This is a genomic window from Comamonas denitrificans (assembly GCF_042654745.1).
In the GTDB taxonomy this organism is placed as follows: Bacteria; Pseudomonadota; Gammaproteobacteria; order Burkholderiales; family Burkholderiaceae_C; genus Comamonas; species Comamonas denitrificans.
Window position 1 is genome coordinate 1 of the sequence record NZ_JBHSEY010000001.1, and the last position, 17,454, is coordinate 17,454.

Here is a 17,454-nt window from a genome sequence, read left to right on the forward strand (position 1 = left end):
AGGCATGAACCATGGAATCAGGGCGAACACATAGGTTCGCCCCTACGGGGGTGGGGGCGAGACCCGGCCAGCGGAAATAAAAAAAGCATATGAAGGTCAATGCCAGTAGGGGCAGGCCTGCGTGTCTGCCCAGGTGCCGCAGGCATGAATCCTGGGATCAGGGCGAACACATAGGTTCGCCCCTACGGGGGGTGGGCGCGAGACCCGGCCAGCGGAAATAAAAAAAGCATATGAAGGCCAATGCCAGTAGGGGCAGACCTGCGTGTCTGCCCAGGTGCCGCAGGCATGAATCATGGAATCAGGGCGAACACATAGGTTCGCCCCTACGGGGGGCGAGACCCGGCCAACGGAAATAAAAAAAGCATATGAAGGTCAATGCCAGTAGGGGCAGACCTGCGTGTCTGCCCAGGTGCCGCAGGCATGAATCCTGGAATCAGGGCGAACACATAGGTTCGCCCCTACGGGGGTGGGGGCGAGACCCGGCCAACGGAAATAAAAAAAGCACCCGAAGGTCAATGCCAGTAGGGGCAGACCTGCGTGTCTGCCCAGGTGCCGCAGGCATGAATCCTGGAATCAGGGCGAACACATAGGTTCGCCCCTACGGGGTTGGGCGCGAGACCCGGCCAGCGGAAATAAAAAAAGCATATGAAGGTCAATGCCAGTAGGGGCAGACCTGCGTGTCTGCCCAGGTGCCGCAGGCATGAATCCTGGAATCAGGGCGAACACATAGGTTCGCCCCTACGGGGGTGGGGGCGAAACCCGGCCAACGGAAATAAAAAAAGCATATGAAGGCCAATGCCAGTAGGGGCAGACCTGCGTGTCTGCCCAGGTGCCGCAGGCATGAACCATGGAATCAGGGCGAACACATAGGTTCGCCCCTACGGGGTTGGGCGCGAGACCCGGCCAGCGGAAATAAAAAAAGCATATGAAGGCCAATGCCAGTAGGGGCAGACCTGCGTGTCTGCCCAGGTGCCGCAGGCATGAACCATGGAATCAGGGCGAACACATAGGTTCGCCCCTACGGGGGGTGGGCGCGAAACCCGGCCAGCGGAAATAAAAAAAGCACCCGAAGGTGCTTTTAGTTTAAGCCTGCAAAAATTATTTGCAGCTGCCGGGCATCCATTTGGGTGTATCACCCGTGCATGTCCAACCCGTAATTGGGCCCGTTGTTGCATCAGCAGGAGTTGGGGTCAAAGTTACTGTAACAGTGGTACCGTCGATGGAACCCTCTGCAACAATAACACCAGCCGCATCGACATCAACTTTATTAACATATTGTGTTGCTGCAGTGCTGGAGCATGAAGTGAAATCAGCCGTTGACAAATCTTTGGCCCCTTGGTTGATTTCACTGACACAAGTCCGTGCAGAACTTGCAGCGAGAACGACTTCAGACATTTTTGCCTTAGCCGTGTAATCCTGATACGCCGGCAACGCCACCGCCGCCAAAATACCAATAATCGCCACCACGATCATCAGCTCAATCAAAGTAAAACCCTTTTGCACAGAACGCAGAGTACGTTTCATAACCAGCTCCTTAGAGAGTAAAAAAATGAACACGCATCTCTATAAGCAAACCCCATGCCAACTTTTCAGCCCCTGGGCAAAAGGCCCATCCCCTTCCCTTGGCACACCCTTAGCCGTGCCAATCCCTCCCACCTTGGCCCAGCATGGCCGTGCCAGCACCGCATTGGCACAGACAGTGGTGTGCCAAAGAGGGTGGGGCCGCTGTGGCGCTACCCCAAAGGTGCTGCGCGGTGGCACACGCTCTTAGAATTCCCGCTCACTACAAGGAGGCACTATGCAAAGTATCAGTCTGGATGCGGCCGAGGCCATGACCGGCATCAGCCGCCGCACACTGTGGCGGCGGGTGGCTGATGGGGAATTGACCAGCACCGGCAAAGATGCCCGCAACCGGGCGGTGCTGGCGCTGGAGGGGTTGCAGGGGTGGATGCAGGGCCATACCGGGCTAGTGTTCGGTGCCCAGGACTTACACCGCTTGTGCCAAGCGGATGCGGGCGATGCGCAGGCCCAGGTGGATCTGGGGGCGTGGCTCTATACCAGCCCACGCGCGGTGCCAAGGGTGGAAAATAGCCAGCCAGCCAGCCAGCCAGCCAGCCAGCCAGCCAGCCAGCCAGCCAGCCAGCCAGCCAGCCAGCCAGCCAGCCAGCCAGCCAGCCAGCCAGCCAGCCCTGTATTGGCTGCACCTAGCGGCGGAGCAAAACCATGGTGATGCCATGCACTGGTTGGCCACGGTGGCGGCAAATACGGGTACGCAGCAAGGCCATTATGAGTCGCTGATGTGGCTGGCCAAGGCCGCGATGCAAGGCCACCCCATTGCCACGGCGCAGTTGCAGGCCTTGCTGGATGCGGTGCTGACTTAGAACGTGTTTAGGTGCTTACCCCAGCAACGCCTGGGCAAACTCCCGCGCATTGAAGGTTTGCAGGTCTTGCACCTGCTCGCCCACGCCGATGAAGTACACCGGAATGGGTTTTTCCTGCGCAATGGCGGCCAGCACGCCGCCCTTGGCGGTGCCGTCCAGTTTGGTGACGATCAGGCCCGTTAGGCCCAGGGCTTCGTCAAAGGCTTTGACCTGGTGCAGGGCGTTTTGGCCGGTGTTGCCATCAATGACCAGTAGCACCTCGTGCGGGGCGCTGCCGTCGGCTTTGGTGATGACGCGCTTGATTTTTTGCAGTTCTTGCATCAGGTGCAGTTGCGTGGGCAGGCGGCCTGCGGTATCGACCAGCACCACATCTTTGCCCCGGGCTTTGCCGGCGGTGACGGCATCAAAGCTGACGGCCGCTGGGTCGCCGCCTTCCTGGCTGACGATTTCTACCGTGTTGCGCGTGGCCCACACGCCCAGTTGCTCGCGGGCTGCGGCGCGGAAGGTATCGGCGGCGGCCAGCAGCACCTGCTGGTCGTGGTCGGCCAGGTATTTGGTGAGTTTGCCGATGGAGGTGGTTTTGCCCGCGCCATTGACCCCCGCCACCATGATGACGGTGGGCTGGTGGGCACCGATGACGATGGATTTTTCCAGCGGCTGCAGCAGGTCGGCCAGGGCCTCGGCCAGCAGCGCTTTGACGGCAGCGGGGTCGGTGGCCTTGGCCTCTTTGACGCGGCGCTTTAAGTCGTGCAGCAAGGCTTCGGTGGCTTTCACGCCGGTGTCGGCCATGAGCAGGGCATCTTCCAGTTCTTCGTACAGGGCATCGTCAATCTTGGTGCCGGTAAAGACGGTGGTGATGCTGCTGCCGGTTTTGCGCAGTCCGGCCTTGAGGCGGGCCATCCAGCCTTGGCGCTCGGCGGGCTGGGGTTTGGCCTGCGGCTCGGGGCTGGCGGGGGGGGGCGGTAAGTCCGGTGCCACGGGGCTGGCGGGCGCAGCGGGCGTGGCCACCACGGCGGGGGGCGGTGCGGTGGTGACGGCAGCCGGGCTGGCGCTGGCCGGTGGCGCGATGGGCTCGGCCGGACGCGGTGCAGCGGTGGGCGTGGGGGCTACGCTGGTGGCAGGCGCTACTGAGGGCACCGCTGGCGGCGTGGTAGGGGCGGGCGTTGGGGGGCTGGCCGGTGGGGGGGCTTGCAGGGCCGGGGCGGTGGCGGGTGGCTCAGGGGGTGGCACTGGGGCGGCCACCGGGGTTTTGTCGCCCAGGCCAAACATGGAGCGCAGCTTGCCGATGGCTCCGCTGGGGGCGGCTACAGGCGGGGCGGCAGGGGCCGCAGCCGTGGCCGATGGATCGTCAGCCACAGGGGCGGGTGGGGGAGATTTTTTTTTAAGGAAACTGAACATTGCGCACTTCTTAGAATCAGCCGATTCTATGAAACACTTCCTACCCCTATTTTGTTTGGCCTTCAGTTTGCATGCTGGGGCTGCTGACACCCCGCCTGCGCCCTCTGTTGATGGGGGGGCAACTTCTCAAAAAGTAGAGCAATTTACGCTGGATAACGGGCTGCAAGTGCTGGTTTTGCCCGACCGCCGCGCACCAACGGCGGTGCACATGCTGTGGTTGCGCACCGGGGCCATGGACGAGGTCGATGGCCGCAGCGGTTTGGCGCACATGCTGGAGCACATGCTGTTCAAAGGCTCCAAAGCCTTGCCGCCGGGCGAGTTTTCGCGCCGGGTGGCAGCTTTGGGCGGACAGGAAAATGCCTTCACCAGCCGCGACTACACCGGGTATTACCAACAAGTGCCGGCCCACCGCCTGCCCGAGGTGATGCAGCTGGAGGCCGAGCGCTTTGCCCACAACCAATGGCCGGATGAGGAATTTGTCAAAGAGCTGGAGGTGGTGAAGGAAGAGCGGCGCATGCGCACCGAGGACAACCCCCGCGCCATGCTGATGGAGCAGCTGTACGCCACCATGTTCAGCGCCCACCCTTACCGCCGCCCGATTGTGGGCTGGATGAGTGATTTGCAAGCCATGCGCCCCGACGATGCCCGCAGCTTTTACCGCGACTGGTATGCGCCGAACAACGCCGCCGTGGTGGTGGCGGGCGATGTCGATGCGCAGCAGGTCAAAACCTGGGCCCAGCAGTACTACGGCCCCATGGCCGCCCGGGCGCTGCCCGAGCGCAAGCCGCGCACCGAGCCGGCGCAGCTGGGCATTAAGCGCATCAGCGTTAAGCAACCGGCCGAGCAAGCCTATGTGGCCTTGGCCTGGAAGGTGCCGGCGCTGCGCCGGGTGACCGACATGACGGCCGACGACAAAGATGCGCTGGCTTTGCTGGTGCTCTCGGCGGTGCTCGATGGCTATGACGGTGCCCGCTTAGAGCGCCACCTGGTGCAAACCCGCCTGGCCGATAGCGCCGGCAGCGGGGCCGATGTGTTGGGGCGTGGGCCGGGGGCTTTTTTGCTGATTGGCACGCCCGCCAAAGGCCAAACGCCCGCCGCGCTGGAGGCCGGCTTGCGGGCTGAGATTGAGCGCATTGCCCGCGACGGGGTGGATGCCGCCGAGCTGCAGCGCGTAAAAACCCAGTGGCAGGCGGGGCAGGTGTATGCCCGCGATTCCATCATGGGGCAGGCGCAAAACGCGGGCAGCAACTGGGTGCTGGGCTTGCCCGTGCAGGCCGATGATCTTTTGCTGGAGCAGGTGCAAAGCGTGACGGCGGCCGATGTGCAGTCGGTGGCGCGGCGCTTTTTTGGGGAGGATGGGCTGACGGTGGCCACCCTCATCCCGCAACCCCGCGCTGGTGCGCACGGCGCAGTCGCCGGGGTGCCAAGCCCTGTCAGCCACGAGGTGAAATAATGAAAAAGATAGCTATTCGCGCAGGTTTGGTAAGCGTTATTGCCACTTTTTATGCAAATTCTGCCTTGGCTATTTTGCCGATTGAGCATTGGCAGCAGCCCAGTGGGGCCCAGGTCTGGCTGGTGCACAGCCCCAGCATTCCCATGGTGGATGTGCAACTGCAGTTTGATGGCGGCAGCCGCCGCGATCCTGTGGGGCAAGAGGGGCTGGCCAATGCCACCGCGCTGATGATGGGCAAAGGCATTCAAGCGGCGCAGGGGCAAAAACCGTTGGATGAAAACGCCCTGGGCCAAGCCTGGGCCGATTTTGGGGCCAGCCTGGAGGCCAGTGCGGGCAACGACAGCTTTAGCTTTAGCCTGCGCAGCCTGACCCAGCCCGCTTTGCTGGCCCAGGTGACGGCCTTGGCCAGCCGCCAAATCGCCCAGCCGCTGTGGGATGGCAAGGTGTGGCAGCGCGAGCGCCAGCGCTGGACGGCGGGCCTGGCCGAGGCCGATACCCGCCCCGGTACCGTGGCCGGCAAAGCCTTTGCCCAGGCGGTGTATGGCGGCCACCCTTATGGCCGCTTTACCACGGCGCAGACGCTGGCCCAGATTGACATCCCGGCCATGCAAGCCTTCTATCGCCAAACCGTGCAGCCTTGCCGCGCCAAGGTGAGTGTGGTTGGGGCGCTGGACAAGGCCCAGACCGATGCCCTGGTCACGCAGCTGCTGCAGCGCCTGCCCCAGTTGGGCGCTTGCCCGGCCTTGCCCGCCGTGGCCGAGGTGCCGCCGCTGACCCAGGCGCAGGACATCCGCATCCCCTTTGCCGCCGCGCAGGCGCAAATCATCGTTGGCCAGCCGGGCATTCGGCGCAGCGACCCCGATTTTCTGGCCCTGCTGCTGGGTGACCACATTCTGGGCGGGGGCGGTTTTACCTCGCGCTTGATGGAAGAGGTGCGCGAAAAGCGCGGCCTGACCTATGGCATCTCCAGCAGCCTGGCCCCGGGCCTGCACGCCGGGGCGTTCACCATTGGCCTGAAAACCCGCCCCGACCAGGCCGAGCAGGCGCTGGCCATTACCCGCCAGGTGCTGGCCGATTTCATCGCCCACGGCCCGACCGAGGCCGAATTGCAAGCCGCCAAAGACAACCTGATCGGCGGCTTTGCCCTGCGCCTGGACAGCAACCGCAAGCTGCTGGGCAACGTGGCCAACATTGCCTGGAATGATTTGCCGCTGGATTATTTAGACCATTGGACGCATCGCCTGCAAGCCCTCACCGTGGCCGATGTGCGCAGTGCCTTGCAGCGCCACTGGCAGCCCGATCGGCTGGTCACCGTGGTGCTGGGTGCACAGGCCCCAGCGTCGCCATCCGCCCCCTCTGCCACTGAACAAGAGAAACAACCATGAGCCGCAACCGCGTCCGCACCCTTGAAGAAGCCTTGGCCATGGAGGCCCGCTTCAAAAAAATACAAGAGCGCCAACTGGCTGATATTGCTAACGCTAAAGAGTTAAAAAGCCATAAAGCCGCCAATCCATCAGCGCGAAGCGCTAGCAAAAATGGTGCAGGCGAGGTGCGCATCATCGGCGGCCAATGGCGGCGCACCAAGCTCAGTGTTGCCCAGCGCCCCGGCCTGCGCCCCACGCCCGACCGCGTGCGCGAAACCTTGTTCAACTGGCTGGGGCAGGATTTGACCGGCTGGCGCTGCCTGGATGCCTTTGCGGGCACCGGGGCCTTGGGCTTTGAAGCCGCTTCGCGCGGGGCCCAGCAAGTGCGGCTGGTGGAGCAAGATGGCGGCCTGACCTTGCAGCTGGAGCGCATCAGCACCCAGCTGGGGGCGCAGGCGGTGATTCAAGTGCAGCGGGGCGATGGCATTGCCGCGCTCAACGCCAGCGCCCCGGGCCATTGGCATGCGATTTTTATTGACCCGCCCTTTGATCTTGGCAACCTGTTTGTGCCCGCCTTGACCGCAGCGGCGCAGGTGCTGGCGCACGATGGCTTTATTTATCTGGAAGCCCCGCAGGCGTGGGACGATGCGCAACTGGCCCCCCTGGGGCTGGTGCGCTACCGCCACCTGAAGGCCGGGGCCGTCCACGCCCATTTGCTGCAAAAAACACCGTAAGGATTCGCCATGCCCACCCTTGTTCGCGCTGTCTTTCCCGGCACTTTCGACCCCATCACCCTGGGCCACGAGGACATGCTGCGCCGCGCTTGTGCCCTGTTTGGCGAAGTCATCGTCGCCGTGGCCATGGCCCACCACAAAAAAACACTGTTCACCCTGGACGAGCGCCTGAGCATCACCCGCCAGGCGCTGGCCGACATGCCCAAGGTGCGCGTGGAGCCGTTCGAGGGCTTGGTGACTGAATTTGCCGTGGCCCACCACGCCCAGGTGATGGTGCGCGGCCTGCGCTCGGGCACCGATTTTGATTACGAACTGCAACTGGCCAGCATGAACCGCCACCTGCGCCCGCAGGTGGACACCGCCTTTCTCACCCCCGCGCCGCAGCTGCAGTGCATCAGCAGCACCCTGGTGCGCGAAATCGCCACCTTGGGCGGCGACGTGGGCCAACTGGTGTCGCCCACTGTGCTGGCAGCGTTGCAAGCGCGGCTGGGGCGCTGATCTCCGTGTCGGCCTAGCGACAAAGAAAATGCCCCAATATCTAGGGTAAACAATAGGTTGCACCCAAAAGAACAGCGAATGAATCTCTCTATCATTGTGCCCTTTCGCTGGCGGCACTGATTGGTGAACGCCATGCGCGTGAGTAACTACAAACTATTTATTCACATACCACACTGTTTACAAAGCAGAGAGATCCCATGAATCGGAAAATTTTTCAAATCGCTTCGGCCTACATGAGCGTCATCGTTGGCGGCGGCTTTGCCTCCGGCCAAGAGGTACTGCAGTTTTTCACCAACTTTGGCTGGATGGGTGTCGCTGGCACGGTCATCTCCGGCGTGCTGTTTGCGTTTTTGGGCATGCAGATTGCCCGCATCGGCACCTAGCTCAAGGTGGATTCGCACAAAGAAGTGCTGCAGGCTATTTTTGGCAAACAACTGAGCTTGCTGGTCGATTTGGCCTTGATCTTTTTCCTGTTTGGGGTGGGGGTGGCCATGCTGGCGGGCTCGGGCTCGCTGTTCCAAGAGCATTTGGGCTTGCCGTCCGTGGTGGGGGCTGTGGCCATGACGGTGGTGATTGCCGCCACCTTGTGCCTGAATTTGCACCGCATCGTGGATTTGATCAGCGCGGTGACCCCGTTTTTGATCGTCATGGTGGTGATCGTTGTCAGCTACGCCCTGTTCAATAACAGCGGTGCCGATACCGCCGCCCTGGAAGCCGTCGCCGTGCAGGGCGAGAAAGCCGCTGGCCATTGGGCCTTGAGTGGCTTGTTGTACGCCTCGTTCAATATTGCGGTGGGCTTTCCGCTGCTGGCCGTGCTCGCTGGCAGCGACACGAACCTGCGCAACACCACCTGGGGCGGCATTTATGGCGGTCTGGGGCTGGGGGCGCTGATCTTTTTGCTCAACATCGGCCTGTTTTTCAACATTGACCAGATTCAGAATGCGCAAATGCCCACCGTGCTCTTGGCCAAAGGCGTGGGCTCTTGGATTGGCGTGCTGATGATGGTTTCTGTGTTCTGCATGATTTACAGCACCGGCGTGGGCATGTTCTTTGCATTTACCGCCCGGTTTGCCATGCCCAACACCAAGAAGTTCCGCCTGATTGGGCTGGCCTCGTGCCTGGTGGGGCTGCTGCTGAGCTTTGCCGGCTTTACCAAGCTGGTCGGCACCGTGTACCCCCTGCTCGGGTATTTGGGCCTGGCCCTGATTGCGGCCGTGCTGGTGTACTGGCTGCGCAACCGTGGCAAGTCGTCGGTCGCCGCCTAAGAACGCCTCGCTACGTGGCGCTGTGCCCCCCGCCCGCCAGCAAAGGGTACAGCGACAGCAATAACAAAACAGCCATCGCCCCATTGAACATCTGCAGCGCACGGGGCGATTGCAGCCAGCGGCCAATCACGCTGCCAAACAGCGTCCACACGCTGATGCAGGGGTAGTTCACCACCAGCATTACCCCTGCCCCCAGCGCCAGACTGGCCCAGTAGGCGGTGGGCGAGGTATAGGCCGCCACCACGCCCACCGACATCAGCCAGGCCTTGGGATTGACCCACTGAAACGCTGCGGCCTGCCAAAAATTCAACGGCTGGGGCTTGGCCTGCCCGGTCTGCACGCGGCCAGCGGTGGCAATCTTCCAGGCCAGCCACACCAAGTAAGCCGCGCCCACCCATTGCAGCAGGGTGTAGAGCTGGGGCCAGCGTGCAAACACTGCGCCCAAGCCCGCGCCCACCACCAACAGCATGAGCGTGGCCCCCACCGAAATCCCCAGCATGTGCGGCACGCTGCGCTGGTAGCCAAAGTTTGCGCCCGAGGCGGTCAGCATCACATTGTTGGGCCCCGGCGTGATCGAGCTGACAAAGATAAACGCCGCCAGCGGCAGCAGCACCGAGCTGGAGGGCAGGAGGGCGAGGTCAAAATTCAGCGGCATACAGCGGCGCTCCGGTAACAACAATGCTGGCATCCTAGAGGGTTTAAGCGGTACAGTTGCCGTACACTTTATCGAATCAATTGACCTACTGTATGGATCAAACCACCCCCACAGTCCATGCCGCTGCCAGCAATGCCCTGGGCTGGCAGCCCCAGCGCGCGCCGGGCATGCCGCCCCTGGTCGAGCAACTGGTGCAGCACTGCCTGCAATTGCTGGCGGGCCACAGCTTGCGCGCTGGCACCCGCCTGCCTTCGGTGCGCCAACTGGCCGACAGCGCCGGGGTCAGCCGCGACACCGTGGTGCAGGCCTATGACCGGTTGGTGGCCCAGGGCGTGGCCCATTCCCGCCCAGGTGCTGGTTTTTTTGTGAGCGCTCAGCGCTTGTATAGCAACAATGTGGATGCAAAAGCACCGCAAATGCCCGGCCTGTCTGCGGATGCTGCTTTCGATACTTCATTTTTGCTGCGCAGCATGTTCCGCCCCACCCAGGGCACGCAGTTTGACGGCAGCACCGGCATCCTGCCCGCCAGCTGGCTGGACCACGACATGCTCAACACGGCCGTGCGCACCGTGGGGCGCAGCGCTGGCCTGCAACTGCTGGGCTATGGTGCGCCGCAAGGCTATGCGCCGCTGCGCCAGCAACTGGCCGCCTACCTGCTGGCGCAGGGGCTGGCGGTGGATCCGCAGCAGGAGCTGATGACCGTCACCGGCGTGACCCAGGGCATGGATCTGGTGCTGCGCAGCCTGTTGCGCCCCGGCGATACGGTGCTGGTCGAAGACCCGGCCTGGTTCCTGGTGTTTGGCCTGCTGCGGGCCTTGGGCGTGCAGGTGCTGGCCGTGCCACGCCTGCGCGATGGGCCGGATGTGGACAGTTTGCAGCGCCTGGCCGCCGCGCACCGGCCCAAGCTGTTCATCACCAACACCGTGGTACACAACCCGACCGGCTTTGGCCTGAGCCTGCCCGTGGCGTACGACGTGCTGCGCCTGGCCGAGCAGCATGACTTTTTGATTCTGGAGGACGACACCTACGCCGATTTCGCCCCCCAGCCGCCCATGCGCTTGGCCACGCTGGACCGCCTGCGTCGGGTGGTGCTGGTGGGGGGCTTTTCCAAAACCCTGGCCGGCAGCCTGCGCGTGGGCTACATCGCCGCCCAGCCTGAACGCATCTGCGCCCTGACCGATGCCAAACTGCTCAGCGGCCTGACCAGCCCCGAGCTGGGCGAGCGCGTGGTCCACCGCATCCTGGCCCAAGGGCAGTACCGCAAGCATGTGCAGCGCCTGCGCGAGCGCTTGGACACCACCCGTCAGCGCTGCCTGAAGTTGGTCGAGCACTTGGGCTTGCAGGTGCGCCAGGAGCCTTTGGCGGGCATGTTCGTTTGGGTGGATGCCCAGCAGGACACCGAAGTACTGGCCCGCAAAGCCGCCGCCCAGGGCGTACTGCTGGCGCCGGGGGTGCTGTTTTCGGCCAACCAGCAGGCATCGACCATGCTGCGCCTGCCCGTCTCCATGGCCGACGACCCGGCCAGTATGGCGGTGCTGGGGCGGTGTTTGTGAGCGGGGCCGTGCCGGTTGTCAGCAGCTGGCGCAGTTAGCGGTAGCCGTAGGCCTGCATGATGGCCCGTGCCGCAGGGGTCTGCAGGTAGTCCAGCAGGGCCTGGGCGGCGGGGTTGTTGCGACCGTGCTCCAGCACGATGGCATCTTGCCGAATCGGGCTGTACAGCGCCTGCGGAATGACCCAGGCCGAGCCGCTTTGCAGTTGGCCATCTTTCATCACTTGGGAGGCCGCCACAAAGCCCAGCTGCGCATTCCCCGAGGCGACAAACTGGTAAGTCTGCGCAATGTTCTCGCCCAGCACGGTGCGGCCCGTGGCATCCACGCCCAGCTGTTGCAGCACCTCTTGCCCGGCTGCGCCGTACGGGGCCAATTTGGGGTTGGCCAGTGCCAGGTGCTTCCAAGTGCCGGTTTTCAGCACGACACCGGCACCATCGACGTAGCCAGGCTGGGCGCTCCAGAGCAGCAATTGGCCCTGGGCATAGGTGATTTGGCTGGTGGCAACGGCCTTTTTCTCGGCAGCCAGCTTGCTGGGGGTGCTGCTGTCGGCCGAAAGCAGCACATCAAAAGGCGCACCGTTATTGATTTGAGCGTAGAACTTGCCCGTGGCCCCAAACGACAGCTGGGCTTCATGGCCCGTCGCCTGGGCAAACAGCGGTGCGATGGCTTGCATGGGGGCACTGAAGTTGGCGGCGACGGCGGCGGCCACGGTATCGGCCTGGGCCGGGGAAGTGGACAACACAAGTGCTGCGCAGCAGCCAAGGAGTTTTTGCATGGTCAATTTTTGTTAATGAAATAAATAGAGTAGAAGTGGTTTTTCAGGGAGGGTTGGTTGGCGGCTTGGCGCGCTTCGGTTTTATTCTGCGTCACTTGCGCTAGTATTTGTCACAATAGCCCCCATACCAATAAAACCATAACTTTTATCAAGAAAGCATTGCTGTGAATACCGAAGTACCCAATCCTAGCGAACGGCCCGAGGGAAGCGGCCCCCGGCGCTACATGGGGCGTCCGGAGGCTGAAGGGGCTGCTGTTGCCAGCCAGTCGGGTGTGCGCACCGAAGGTTTTGGTGATGCGGCCGAGATCTGGCTGCACATTCCCCCCAACACCCAAACCCTGATCTGGGTGGAGGGACTGGGCCAAAGTGAAGGCAAAGAAATCAACACCGTACAACGCGCCGACATTGAGCGCGTGGGCTGGTGCGAAGAAGTGGCCTACCACGCCGGGTACGACCAGTACTGGAAGATGCCCACCTTGGGTGCCATCATGGCCATGCCCAAGCACTACAAAATTCCCATGCCGTTGTCCAGCAACAAAGTGCAGGTGCGCTCCAAACTGGTGCTCAAGGGCGAAGCACGCGGGTTTTGGATGCGGGTGCGCCTGCGCAGTGAGGAAGAGGCTGGGCAAGACGCGGGGTAGGCATAAGCCGCGCTGCGCTGTGCCATCCAGCACCCGCAGGGTGCTTTTCTTTTTTCTGCAACACAAGGAAACGGTAGCCATGAAAACCATAAAAGCGTGGTGCGGGCTGTGTCTGCTTGCGCCCTGGCTGGTCGGATCGGTGCAGGCGGCGGCCATTGAAGTGACCAATGCGCAAGGCAGCCTGCGCCATGCGCCTGTGACCTGGCAAGCGCCCCCCAATGCGGTGTTGCCGTTTGCGGTGTCGGGGGTGGCCAAGGGTTTTCATTTCAAAGCCCAAGCCCAATTGCGCTGGCAAGTGCAAGCGGGCCGCTACGAGGCTGCGCAAGAGGTGCAGATGCCGCTGCTGGGCGGGCGCCGCCAAGTCAGTACCGGGCAGCTGACGGCGCAGGGCCTGCAGCCTGAAGTGTTCATGGACCGCGCGCGCAAGGAGTACAGCGTCAGCTTTGACGCGGCCAGCGGGCAAATTACTTTCAGCCGAGGCAGCCCGGCGGCGCCGTGGCAGGCGCTGACCCAAGACCGGGTGAGCGTGTTTTTCCAAGTGGCGGGGATGCTGGCGGCGGCCCCGCAGGACTATCCCCAGGGCACACGCATTGCCGTGCAGGCGGCCAGCAATAAAAGCGTCAAGCCCTGGGTGTTTGTGGTGGATCGGCAAGAAAACCTGCAGCTGCCCGCTGGGGGGATCAAGGCGCTGAAATTGCTGCACCTGGATGCCGATAACGCGCAGGCCGGGGCGCACGCCAGCCATTCGGCCTTGTGGGTGGCACCGCAGTGGGGTTATTTGCCAGTGCGCATTCGCATGCAGGAAAGCGCGAATGACAGCCTGGATTTGCAGCTGCAAACTGTCCCCGAGGAACTTCGCAAGTGATGGTGATTCCTAGCTGTAACACGATGAGAGGAGGGCCCACCATGCAAATGCTGTACGACTCAGACACTTTCGTAGTGCTGCACATGCAGCCCGATTTGGGGCAGCCAGAGAAGATTTTGCTCTCCGATGGCAAAACCGAAACCCCCGCGCTGCCACGCCATGGCTTTGAGATTGTCGATAAGCGCACGGGCAAAGAGGTGTACCTGGATGGCGAGTGGGCGGAGTTGTTCCAGCGCCAGATTCGCGCTTGGCAAATTGAATCCCCTTCTGAGGAAGAGGTAGAAGCCACCCTCGAGCGCTACGCCAGCTTGGCGCAAAATCCGGTGTTGATCCACTAAAGCAGCGCACCACCTGCAGCGGCGGGGCGCAAGCCCCGCTATTAGCTGCGACAATTCGCCGGTTATGACTGAACACGCCTACATCCTGACCCTTTCCTGCCCTGACCGCTTGGGCCTGGTGCACACGGTTTCTGGCTTCTTGCTGGAGCAAAGCGCCAATATTGAAGAAGCCGCGCAATACAACGACCAGGCCACCGGCCTGTTTTTTATGCGTGTGCAATTTGCCTGCGCGGCCCACGATCTGGCCAGCTTGAAAGCAGCGTTTGCCGCCTTGGCCGAGCCGCTGCAAATGCGCTGGAGCATCCACCCCCGGGCCGAGCGCATGAAGACCGTCATCATGGTCAGCCGCCAGGGCCATTGCCTGAACGACCTGCTGTTTCGCTTCAAGTCCGGGCTGTTGCCGGTCGATATTCGCGCCATCATCAGCAACCACCGCGATTTTTACCAGCTGGCGGCCAGCTACAACATTCCCTTCCACCACATCCCCGTCACGGCCGCCACCAAGGCGCAGGCCGAAGCACGCCAATTGGAAGTGATCGAACAAGAGGGCGCAGAACTGGTCGTGCTGGCCCGTTACATGCAGGTGCTGTCCAACAACCTGTGCGAAAAACTGCAAGGCCGCGCCATCAACATCCACCACAGCTTTTTGCCCAGCTTCAAGGGGGCCAAGCCCTATTACCAGGCCCATGACCGGGGTGTGAAGCTGATCGGGGCCACGGCGCACTACGTCACCGCCGATTTGGACGAAGGCCCCATCATCGAGCAGGACGTGGCCCGCGCCGACCACACCGACACGGTCGATGACCTCACCGCCCGTGGCCAGGACACCGAAAGCCAGGTGCTGGCCCGTGCCGTGCAGTGGCACAGCGAGCGCCGGGTGATTTTGAACGGCCATAAAACCGTGGTGTTCCGCTAATGACTACGCCCCGCGCCGGCCGCCCCAGTTTTGATAGCCGTGCAGCGCGGCGCATTCCGCCCATTCAGTGCCTGCTCACGTTTGAAGCCTTGGCGCGGCTGCGCAGCGTGACCTTGACGGCCGATGAATTAAGCGTCACGCCCAGCGCGGTCAGCCACCGGGTGCGCCAGTTGGAAGAGGTGCTGGGCACCCAGCTGTTTGGCCGCTCGGATTTTTCGCTCACCACCGAGGGCACCAATTATTTGCAGCAGGTGCGCGAAGGGCTGGGGGTGCTGCAGCGCTTTCCCAACCTGCCCTTATCGTCCGGGCGCAAGCGGCTGAAGATTGCGGTCACGCCCACTTTTGCGCGGTGCTTGCTGATCCCCAAGCTCTCGCAATTCATGGTGGCCTATCCCGAGATTGATATTGCCTTGCAAGTGGCCATTCCCTTGCTGGATGTGGTGGCCGAAGATGCCGACTTGGTCGTGCGCTACGGCACCGGCCACTACGCCGATGTCGAGCACATGGAAATTGCCCGCGATGTGTACACCCCGCTGGCCTCGCCCGCCTTTTTGCGCCAGCATGGCCCGATTGATGCCCCTGAGGCTTTAAGCGATCTGCCCTTGCTGCGCAGCCCGCTGGAGCCCTGGCAGCCGTGGTTCAGGGCGGCCGGCCTGGACTGGGCCGAGCCGACCGAAGGCTCGCAGTTCAACGATGTCGGCCTGCTGTGCGATGCCGCCGCAGGCGGCCTGGGCATTGCGCCAGTGCGCCTGAAGCTGGGCGCACCCTGGCTGGACAACGGCACTTTGGTGCGTTTGTTCGATTTGGATGTGCCCAGCGTCAATGCCCATTACCTGTGCTGGCGCACCGGCACCATGGACCGCTGGGAATGCAATGCGTTTGCCGAGTGGTTGGTCAAGGTGGTGAATTAAACTTAAACGCCTCTTTAAAAAAGGAGCTTGTTGCGCTTGAATTTATTGGTTTTTAGATGAAAAAGCATCTTAAATCGTTTATTTATCAGCGCAAAAAGCTCCTTTTTTTAATGCACGCACTTTCACAGCGGGCTGCAAGAAAGTTCACGCCAGCCTGCCGGTCGCATCGTCTACAGTCACGCCATGATGACTGCCACCGAAACCCCACCTGCGTCTGAGCGCTTGGCCCGCCAGACCGAAGTGGTGCAGGCCTTGAGCCAGCACCTGCCCGGCCACACCCTGCTGTGGCAAAGCGAAGAGACCACCCCCTACGAATGCGACGGCCTGACCGCCTACCGCCAGCGCCCGCTGGTCGTGGCGCTGCCCGAGACCTATGCCCAGGTGCAAGCCGTGCTGCAGGTGTGCCACCGCCTGCAAGTGCCGGTCGTGGCCCGGGGCGCGGGCACGGGCCTGTCGGGTGGGGCCATGCCGCATGCCATGGGGGTGACGCTGTCGCTGGCCAAGTTCAACAAAATTTTGGATGTGAACCCGCTCAGCCGCACCGCCCGGGTGCAGTGCGGTGTGCGCAACCTGGCCATCAGCGAGGCGGCTGCGCCCCACGGCCTGTACTACGCGCCCGACCCCAGCAGCCAGATTGCCTGCACCATCGGCGGCAACGTGGCGGAAAACTCCGGCGGCGTGCACTGCCTGAAGTACGGACTGACGGTGCACAACATCCTGAAAGTTAGCGGTTTTACCGTGGCGGGCGAGCCGATTGAGTTTGGCAGTGAGGCGCTGGATGTGCCCGGCTACGACCTGCTGGCGGTGATGATGGGCAGCGAGGGCATGCTGGCCGTGGTCACCGAGGTGACCGTCAAACTCATTCCCCAGCCCAAACTGGCCCGCTGCATCATGGCTAGCTTTGACGATGTGCGCAAAGCCGGCGATGCCGTGGCCGCCGTGATTGCCCAGGGCATCATTCCCGCCGGGCTGGAAATGATGGACAAGCCCATGACCGCTGCCGTCGAGGACTTTGTTCACGCCGGCTACGACCTGAGCGCCGAGGCCATTTTGCTGTGCGAAAGCGATGGCACGCCCGAAGAGGTGGAAGAAGAAATCGCCCGCATGAGCGACGTGCTGCGCGGCGCGGGGGCCACGGCCATTACCGTGAGCAACAACGAGGAAGAGCGCCTGCGCTTTTGGAGTGGGCGCAAAAACGCTTTTCCGGCCAGTGGCCGCATCAGCGCCGACTACATGTGCATGGATTCGACCATTCCGCGCAAGCGCCTGGCCGACATCTTGCTGGCCATTCAAGCGATGGAAAAAAAATACCAGCTGCGCTGCGTGAACGTGTTCCACGCGGGCGATGGCAACCTGCACCCGCTGATTTTGTTTGATGCCAACAACGCCGATGAGCTGCGCCGCTGCGAGCTGTTTGGCGCGGACATTCTGGAAACCAGCGTGGCCATGGGCGGCACCATCACCGGCGAGCATGGCGTGGGCGTGGAAAAGCTCAACAGCATGTGCGTGCAGTTCACGGCGGCAGAAAACGCGCAGATGTTCGCCCTGAAAGCGGCGTTTGACCCGGCCGGGCTGCTCAACCCCGGCAAGCTCATTCCTACGCTCAACCGCTGTGCCGAGTACGGCAAGATGCTGGTGCGCGGCGGCAAGCTCAGCCACCCGGATTTGCCACGGTTTTAATTGCCCTTTTCATTGCCCTTTTCAAAAAAG

At 62.5% G+C, this 17,454-nt stretch carries 19 protein-coding genes; 15 read left to right on the forward strand and 4 right to left on the reverse strand.

From position 1 onward, the window contains the following. Positions 1–1,098: 1,098 nt before the first annotated feature. Positions 1,099–1,524, reverse strand: coding sequence for a pilin (locus tag ACFO24_RS00005; protein ID WP_377735916.1), 426 nt, complete (start codon positions 1,522–1,524; stop codon positions 1,099–1,101). Between the two features lie 274 nt (positions 1,525–1,798). Here ACFO24_RS00005 and ACFO24_RS13325 point away from each other — a divergent pair, with 274 nt between their 5' ends. Then, on the forward strand, positions 1,799–2,230 hold the full coding sequence (locus ACFO24_RS13325) for a helix-turn-helix transcriptional regulator (protein ID WP_417286491.1): 432 nt from the start codon (positions 1,799–1,801) through the stop codon (positions 2,228–2,230). A gap of 4 nt (positions 2,231–2,234) precedes the next feature. Then, entirely contained in the window at positions 2,235–2,381 is a 147-nt protein-coding gene (locus ACFO24_RS00015; protein ID WP_207576021.1) for a hypothetical protein, read from the forward strand. A gap of 15 nt (positions 2,382–2,396) precedes the next feature. On the opposite strand, the gene ftsY is transcribed toward ACFO24_RS00015, so the two are convergent. Then, a complete protein-coding gene (gene ftsY / locus ACFO24_RS00020) occupies positions 2,397–3,650 on the reverse strand; it encodes a signal recognition particle-docking protein FtsY (RefSeq protein WP_377736234.1) in 1,254 nt (417 codons plus the stop codon). 157 nt (positions 3,651–3,807) lie between these two features. Here ftsY and ACFO24_RS00025 point away from each other — a divergent pair, with 157 nt between their 5' ends. The 6 genes from ACFO24_RS00025 (at position 3,808) to ACFO24_RS00050 (ending at position 9,093) form a co-directional block, all read left to right on the forward strand. Then, entirely contained in the window at positions 3,808–5,232 is a 1,425-nt protein-coding gene (locus tag ACFO24_RS00025; protein WP_377735921.1) for a M16 family metallopeptidase, read from the forward strand. Next, positions 5,232–6,617 (forward strand): M16 family metallopeptidase, encoded by a 1,386-nt coding sequence (locus tag ACFO24_RS00030; RefSeq protein WP_377735923.1) that lies wholly within the window; start codon positions 5,232–5,234, stop codon positions 6,615–6,617. Before ACFO24_RS00025 ends, ACFO24_RS00030 begins: the two co-directional genes overlap by 1 nt. Beyond that, positions 6,614–7,330: a 16S rRNA (guanine(966)-N(2))-methyltransferase RsmD gene (rsmD, locus tag ACFO24_RS00035; RefSeq protein ID WP_377735926.1), complete on the forward strand. Its 717-nt coding sequence runs from the start codon at positions 6,614–6,616 to the stop codon at positions 7,328–7,330. The genes ACFO24_RS00030 and rsmD overlap by 4 nt, the downstream gene beginning before the upstream one ends. Before the next feature lie 9 nt (positions 7,331–7,339). Continuing rightward, entirely contained in the window at positions 7,340–7,828 is a 489-nt protein-coding gene (coaD, locus tag ACFO24_RS00040) for a pantetheine-phosphate adenylyltransferase (protein ID WP_207575731.1), read from the forward strand. 197 nt (positions 7,829–8,025) lie between these two features. Continuing rightward, on the forward strand, positions 8,026–8,211 hold the full coding sequence (locus ACFO24_RS00045) for a hypothetical protein (protein ID WP_377735928.1): 186 nt from the start codon (positions 8,026–8,028) through the stop codon (positions 8,209–8,211). A 6-nt stretch (positions 8,212–8,217) separates the two neighbouring features. Further along, the gene (locus ACFO24_RS00050) at positions 8,218–9,093 is read left to right on the forward strand and encodes a YkvI family membrane protein (protein WP_377735930.1); all 876 of its coding nucleotides are present in this window, start codon (positions 8,218–8,220) and stop codon (positions 9,091–9,093) included. Positions 9,094–9,103: 10 nt separating this feature from the next. Here the strand turns inward: ACFO24_RS00050 and ACFO24_RS00055 are convergent, their stop codons facing one another. After that, positions 9,104–9,748, reverse strand: coding sequence for a LysE family translocator (locus tag ACFO24_RS00055; protein ID WP_207575727.1), 645 nt, complete (start codon positions 9,746–9,748; stop codon positions 9,104–9,106). Positions 9,749–9,840: 92 nt separating this feature from the next. Here ACFO24_RS00055 and ACFO24_RS00060 point away from each other — a divergent pair, with 92 nt between their 5' ends. After that, entirely contained in the window at positions 9,841–11,301 is a 1,461-nt protein-coding gene (locus ACFO24_RS00060; protein WP_377735932.1) for an aminotransferase-like domain-containing protein, read from the forward strand. Positions 11,302–11,335: 34 nt separating this feature from the next. Here ACFO24_RS00060 and modA read toward each other — a convergent pair whose 3' ends face one another. Further along, entirely contained in the window at positions 11,336–12,073 is a 738-nt protein-coding gene (gene modA / locus ACFO24_RS00065; protein ID WP_377735934.1) for a molybdate ABC transporter substrate-binding protein, read from the reverse strand. 164 nt (positions 12,074–12,237) lie between these two features. Here modA and ACFO24_RS00070 point away from each other — a divergent pair, with 164 nt between their 5' ends. The 6 genes from ACFO24_RS00070 to ACFO24_RS00095 all read left to right on the forward strand — a co-directional run bounded on the left by ACFO24_RS00070 (position 12,238) and on the right by ACFO24_RS00095 (position 17,424). After that, positions 12,238–12,714: a hypothetical protein gene (locus tag ACFO24_RS00070; RefSeq protein ID WP_377735936.1), complete on the forward strand. Its 477-nt coding sequence runs from the start codon at positions 12,238–12,240 to the stop codon at positions 12,712–12,714. Positions 12,715–12,793: 79 nt separating this feature from the next. Further along, on the forward strand, positions 12,794–13,579 hold the full coding sequence (locus ACFO24_RS00075; protein WP_377735938.1) for a DUF3108 domain-containing protein: 786 nt from the start codon (positions 12,794–12,796) through the stop codon (positions 13,577–13,579). Positions 13,580–13,620: 41 nt separating this feature from the next. Further along, the gene (locus ACFO24_RS00080; RefSeq protein WP_207575722.1) at positions 13,621–13,917 is read left to right on the forward strand and encodes a BTH_I0359 family protein; all 297 of its coding nucleotides are present in this window, start codon (positions 13,621–13,623) and stop codon (positions 13,915–13,917) included. 64 nt (positions 13,918–13,981) lie between these two features. Then, a complete protein-coding gene (gene purU / locus ACFO24_RS00085; protein WP_207575721.1) occupies positions 13,982–14,833 on the forward strand; it encodes a formyltetrahydrofolate deformylase in 852 nt (283 codons plus the stop codon). Then, positions 14,833–15,744 (forward strand): LysR substrate-binding domain-containing protein, encoded by a 912-nt coding sequence (locus tag ACFO24_RS00090; RefSeq protein WP_377735942.1) that lies wholly within the window; start codon positions 14,833–14,835, stop codon positions 15,742–15,744. Before purU ends, ACFO24_RS00090 begins: the two co-directional genes overlap by 1 nt. Positions 15,745–15,927: 183 nt before the next feature. After that, positions 15,928–17,424, forward strand: coding sequence for an FAD-linked oxidase C-terminal domain-containing protein (locus ACFO24_RS00095; RefSeq protein WP_377735945.1), 1,497 nt, complete (start codon positions 15,928–15,930; stop codon positions 17,422–17,424). Positions 17,425–17,454: the final 30 nt, after the last annotated feature.

Coding starts and splice junctions, on each gene's coding strand:
- rsmD (WP_377735926.1), top strand. CDS start 6,614: ATGAGCCGCAACCGCGTCCGCACCCTTGAAGAAGCCTTGGCCATGGAG.
- ACFO24_RS00030 (WP_377735923.1), top strand. CDS start 5,232: ATGAAAAAGATAGCTATTCGCGCAGGTTTGGTAAGCGTTATTGCCACT.
- ACFO24_RS00005 (WP_377735916.1), bottom strand. CDS start 1,524: ATGAAACGTACTCTGCGTTCTGTGCAAAAGGGTTTTACTTTGATTGAG.
- modA (WP_377735934.1), bottom strand. CDS start 12,073: ATGCAAAAACTCCTTGGCTGCTGCGCAGCACTTGTGTTGTCCACTTCC.
- ACFO24_RS00025 (WP_377735921.1), top strand. CDS start 3,808: ATGAAACACTTCCTACCCCTATTTTGTTTGGCCTTCAGTTTGCATGCT.
- ftsY (WP_377736234.1), bottom strand. CDS start 3,650: ATGTTTGGCCTGGGCGACAAAACCCCGGTGGCCGCCCCAGTGCCACCC.
- ACFO24_RS00080 (WP_207575722.1), top strand. CDS start 13,621: ATGCAAATGCTGTACGACTCAGACACTTTCGTAGTGCTGCACATGCAG.
- ACFO24_RS00095 (WP_377735945.1), top strand. CDS start 15,928: ATGATGACTGCCACCGAAACCCCACCTGCGTCTGAGCGCTTGGCCCGC.
- ACFO24_RS00075 (WP_377735938.1), top strand. CDS start 12,794: ATGAAAACCATAAAAGCGTGGTGCGGGCTGTGTCTGCTTGCGCCCTGG.
- ACFO24_RS00055 (WP_207575727.1), bottom strand. CDS start 9,748: ATGCCGCTGAATTTTGACCTCGCCCTCCTGCCCTCCAGCTCGGTGCTG.
- ACFO24_RS00045 (WP_377735928.1), top strand. CDS start 8,026: ATGAATCGGAAAATTTTTCAAATCGCTTCGGCCTACATGAGCGTCATC.
- purU (WP_207575721.1), top strand. CDS start 13,982: ATGACTGAACACGCCTACATCCTGACCCTTTCCTGCCCTGACCGCTTG.
- ACFO24_RS00090 (WP_377735942.1), top strand. CDS start 14,833: ATGACTACGCCCCGCGCCGGCCGCCCCAGTTTTGATAGCCGTGCAGCG.
- coaD (WP_207575731.1), top strand. CDS start 7,340: ATGCCCACCCTTGTTCGCGCTGTCTTTCCCGGCACTTTCGACCCCATC.
- ACFO24_RS00060 (WP_377735932.1), top strand. CDS start 9,841: ATGGATCAAACCACCCCCACAGTCCATGCCGCTGCCAGCAATGCCCTG.
- ACFO24_RS13325 (WP_417286491.1), top strand. CDS start 1,799: ATGCAAAGTATCAGTCTGGATGCGGCCGAGGCCATGACCGGCATCAGC.
- ACFO24_RS00015 (WP_207576021.1), top strand. CDS start 2,235: ATGCACTGGTTGGCCACGGTGGCGGCAAATACGGGTACGCAGCAAGGC.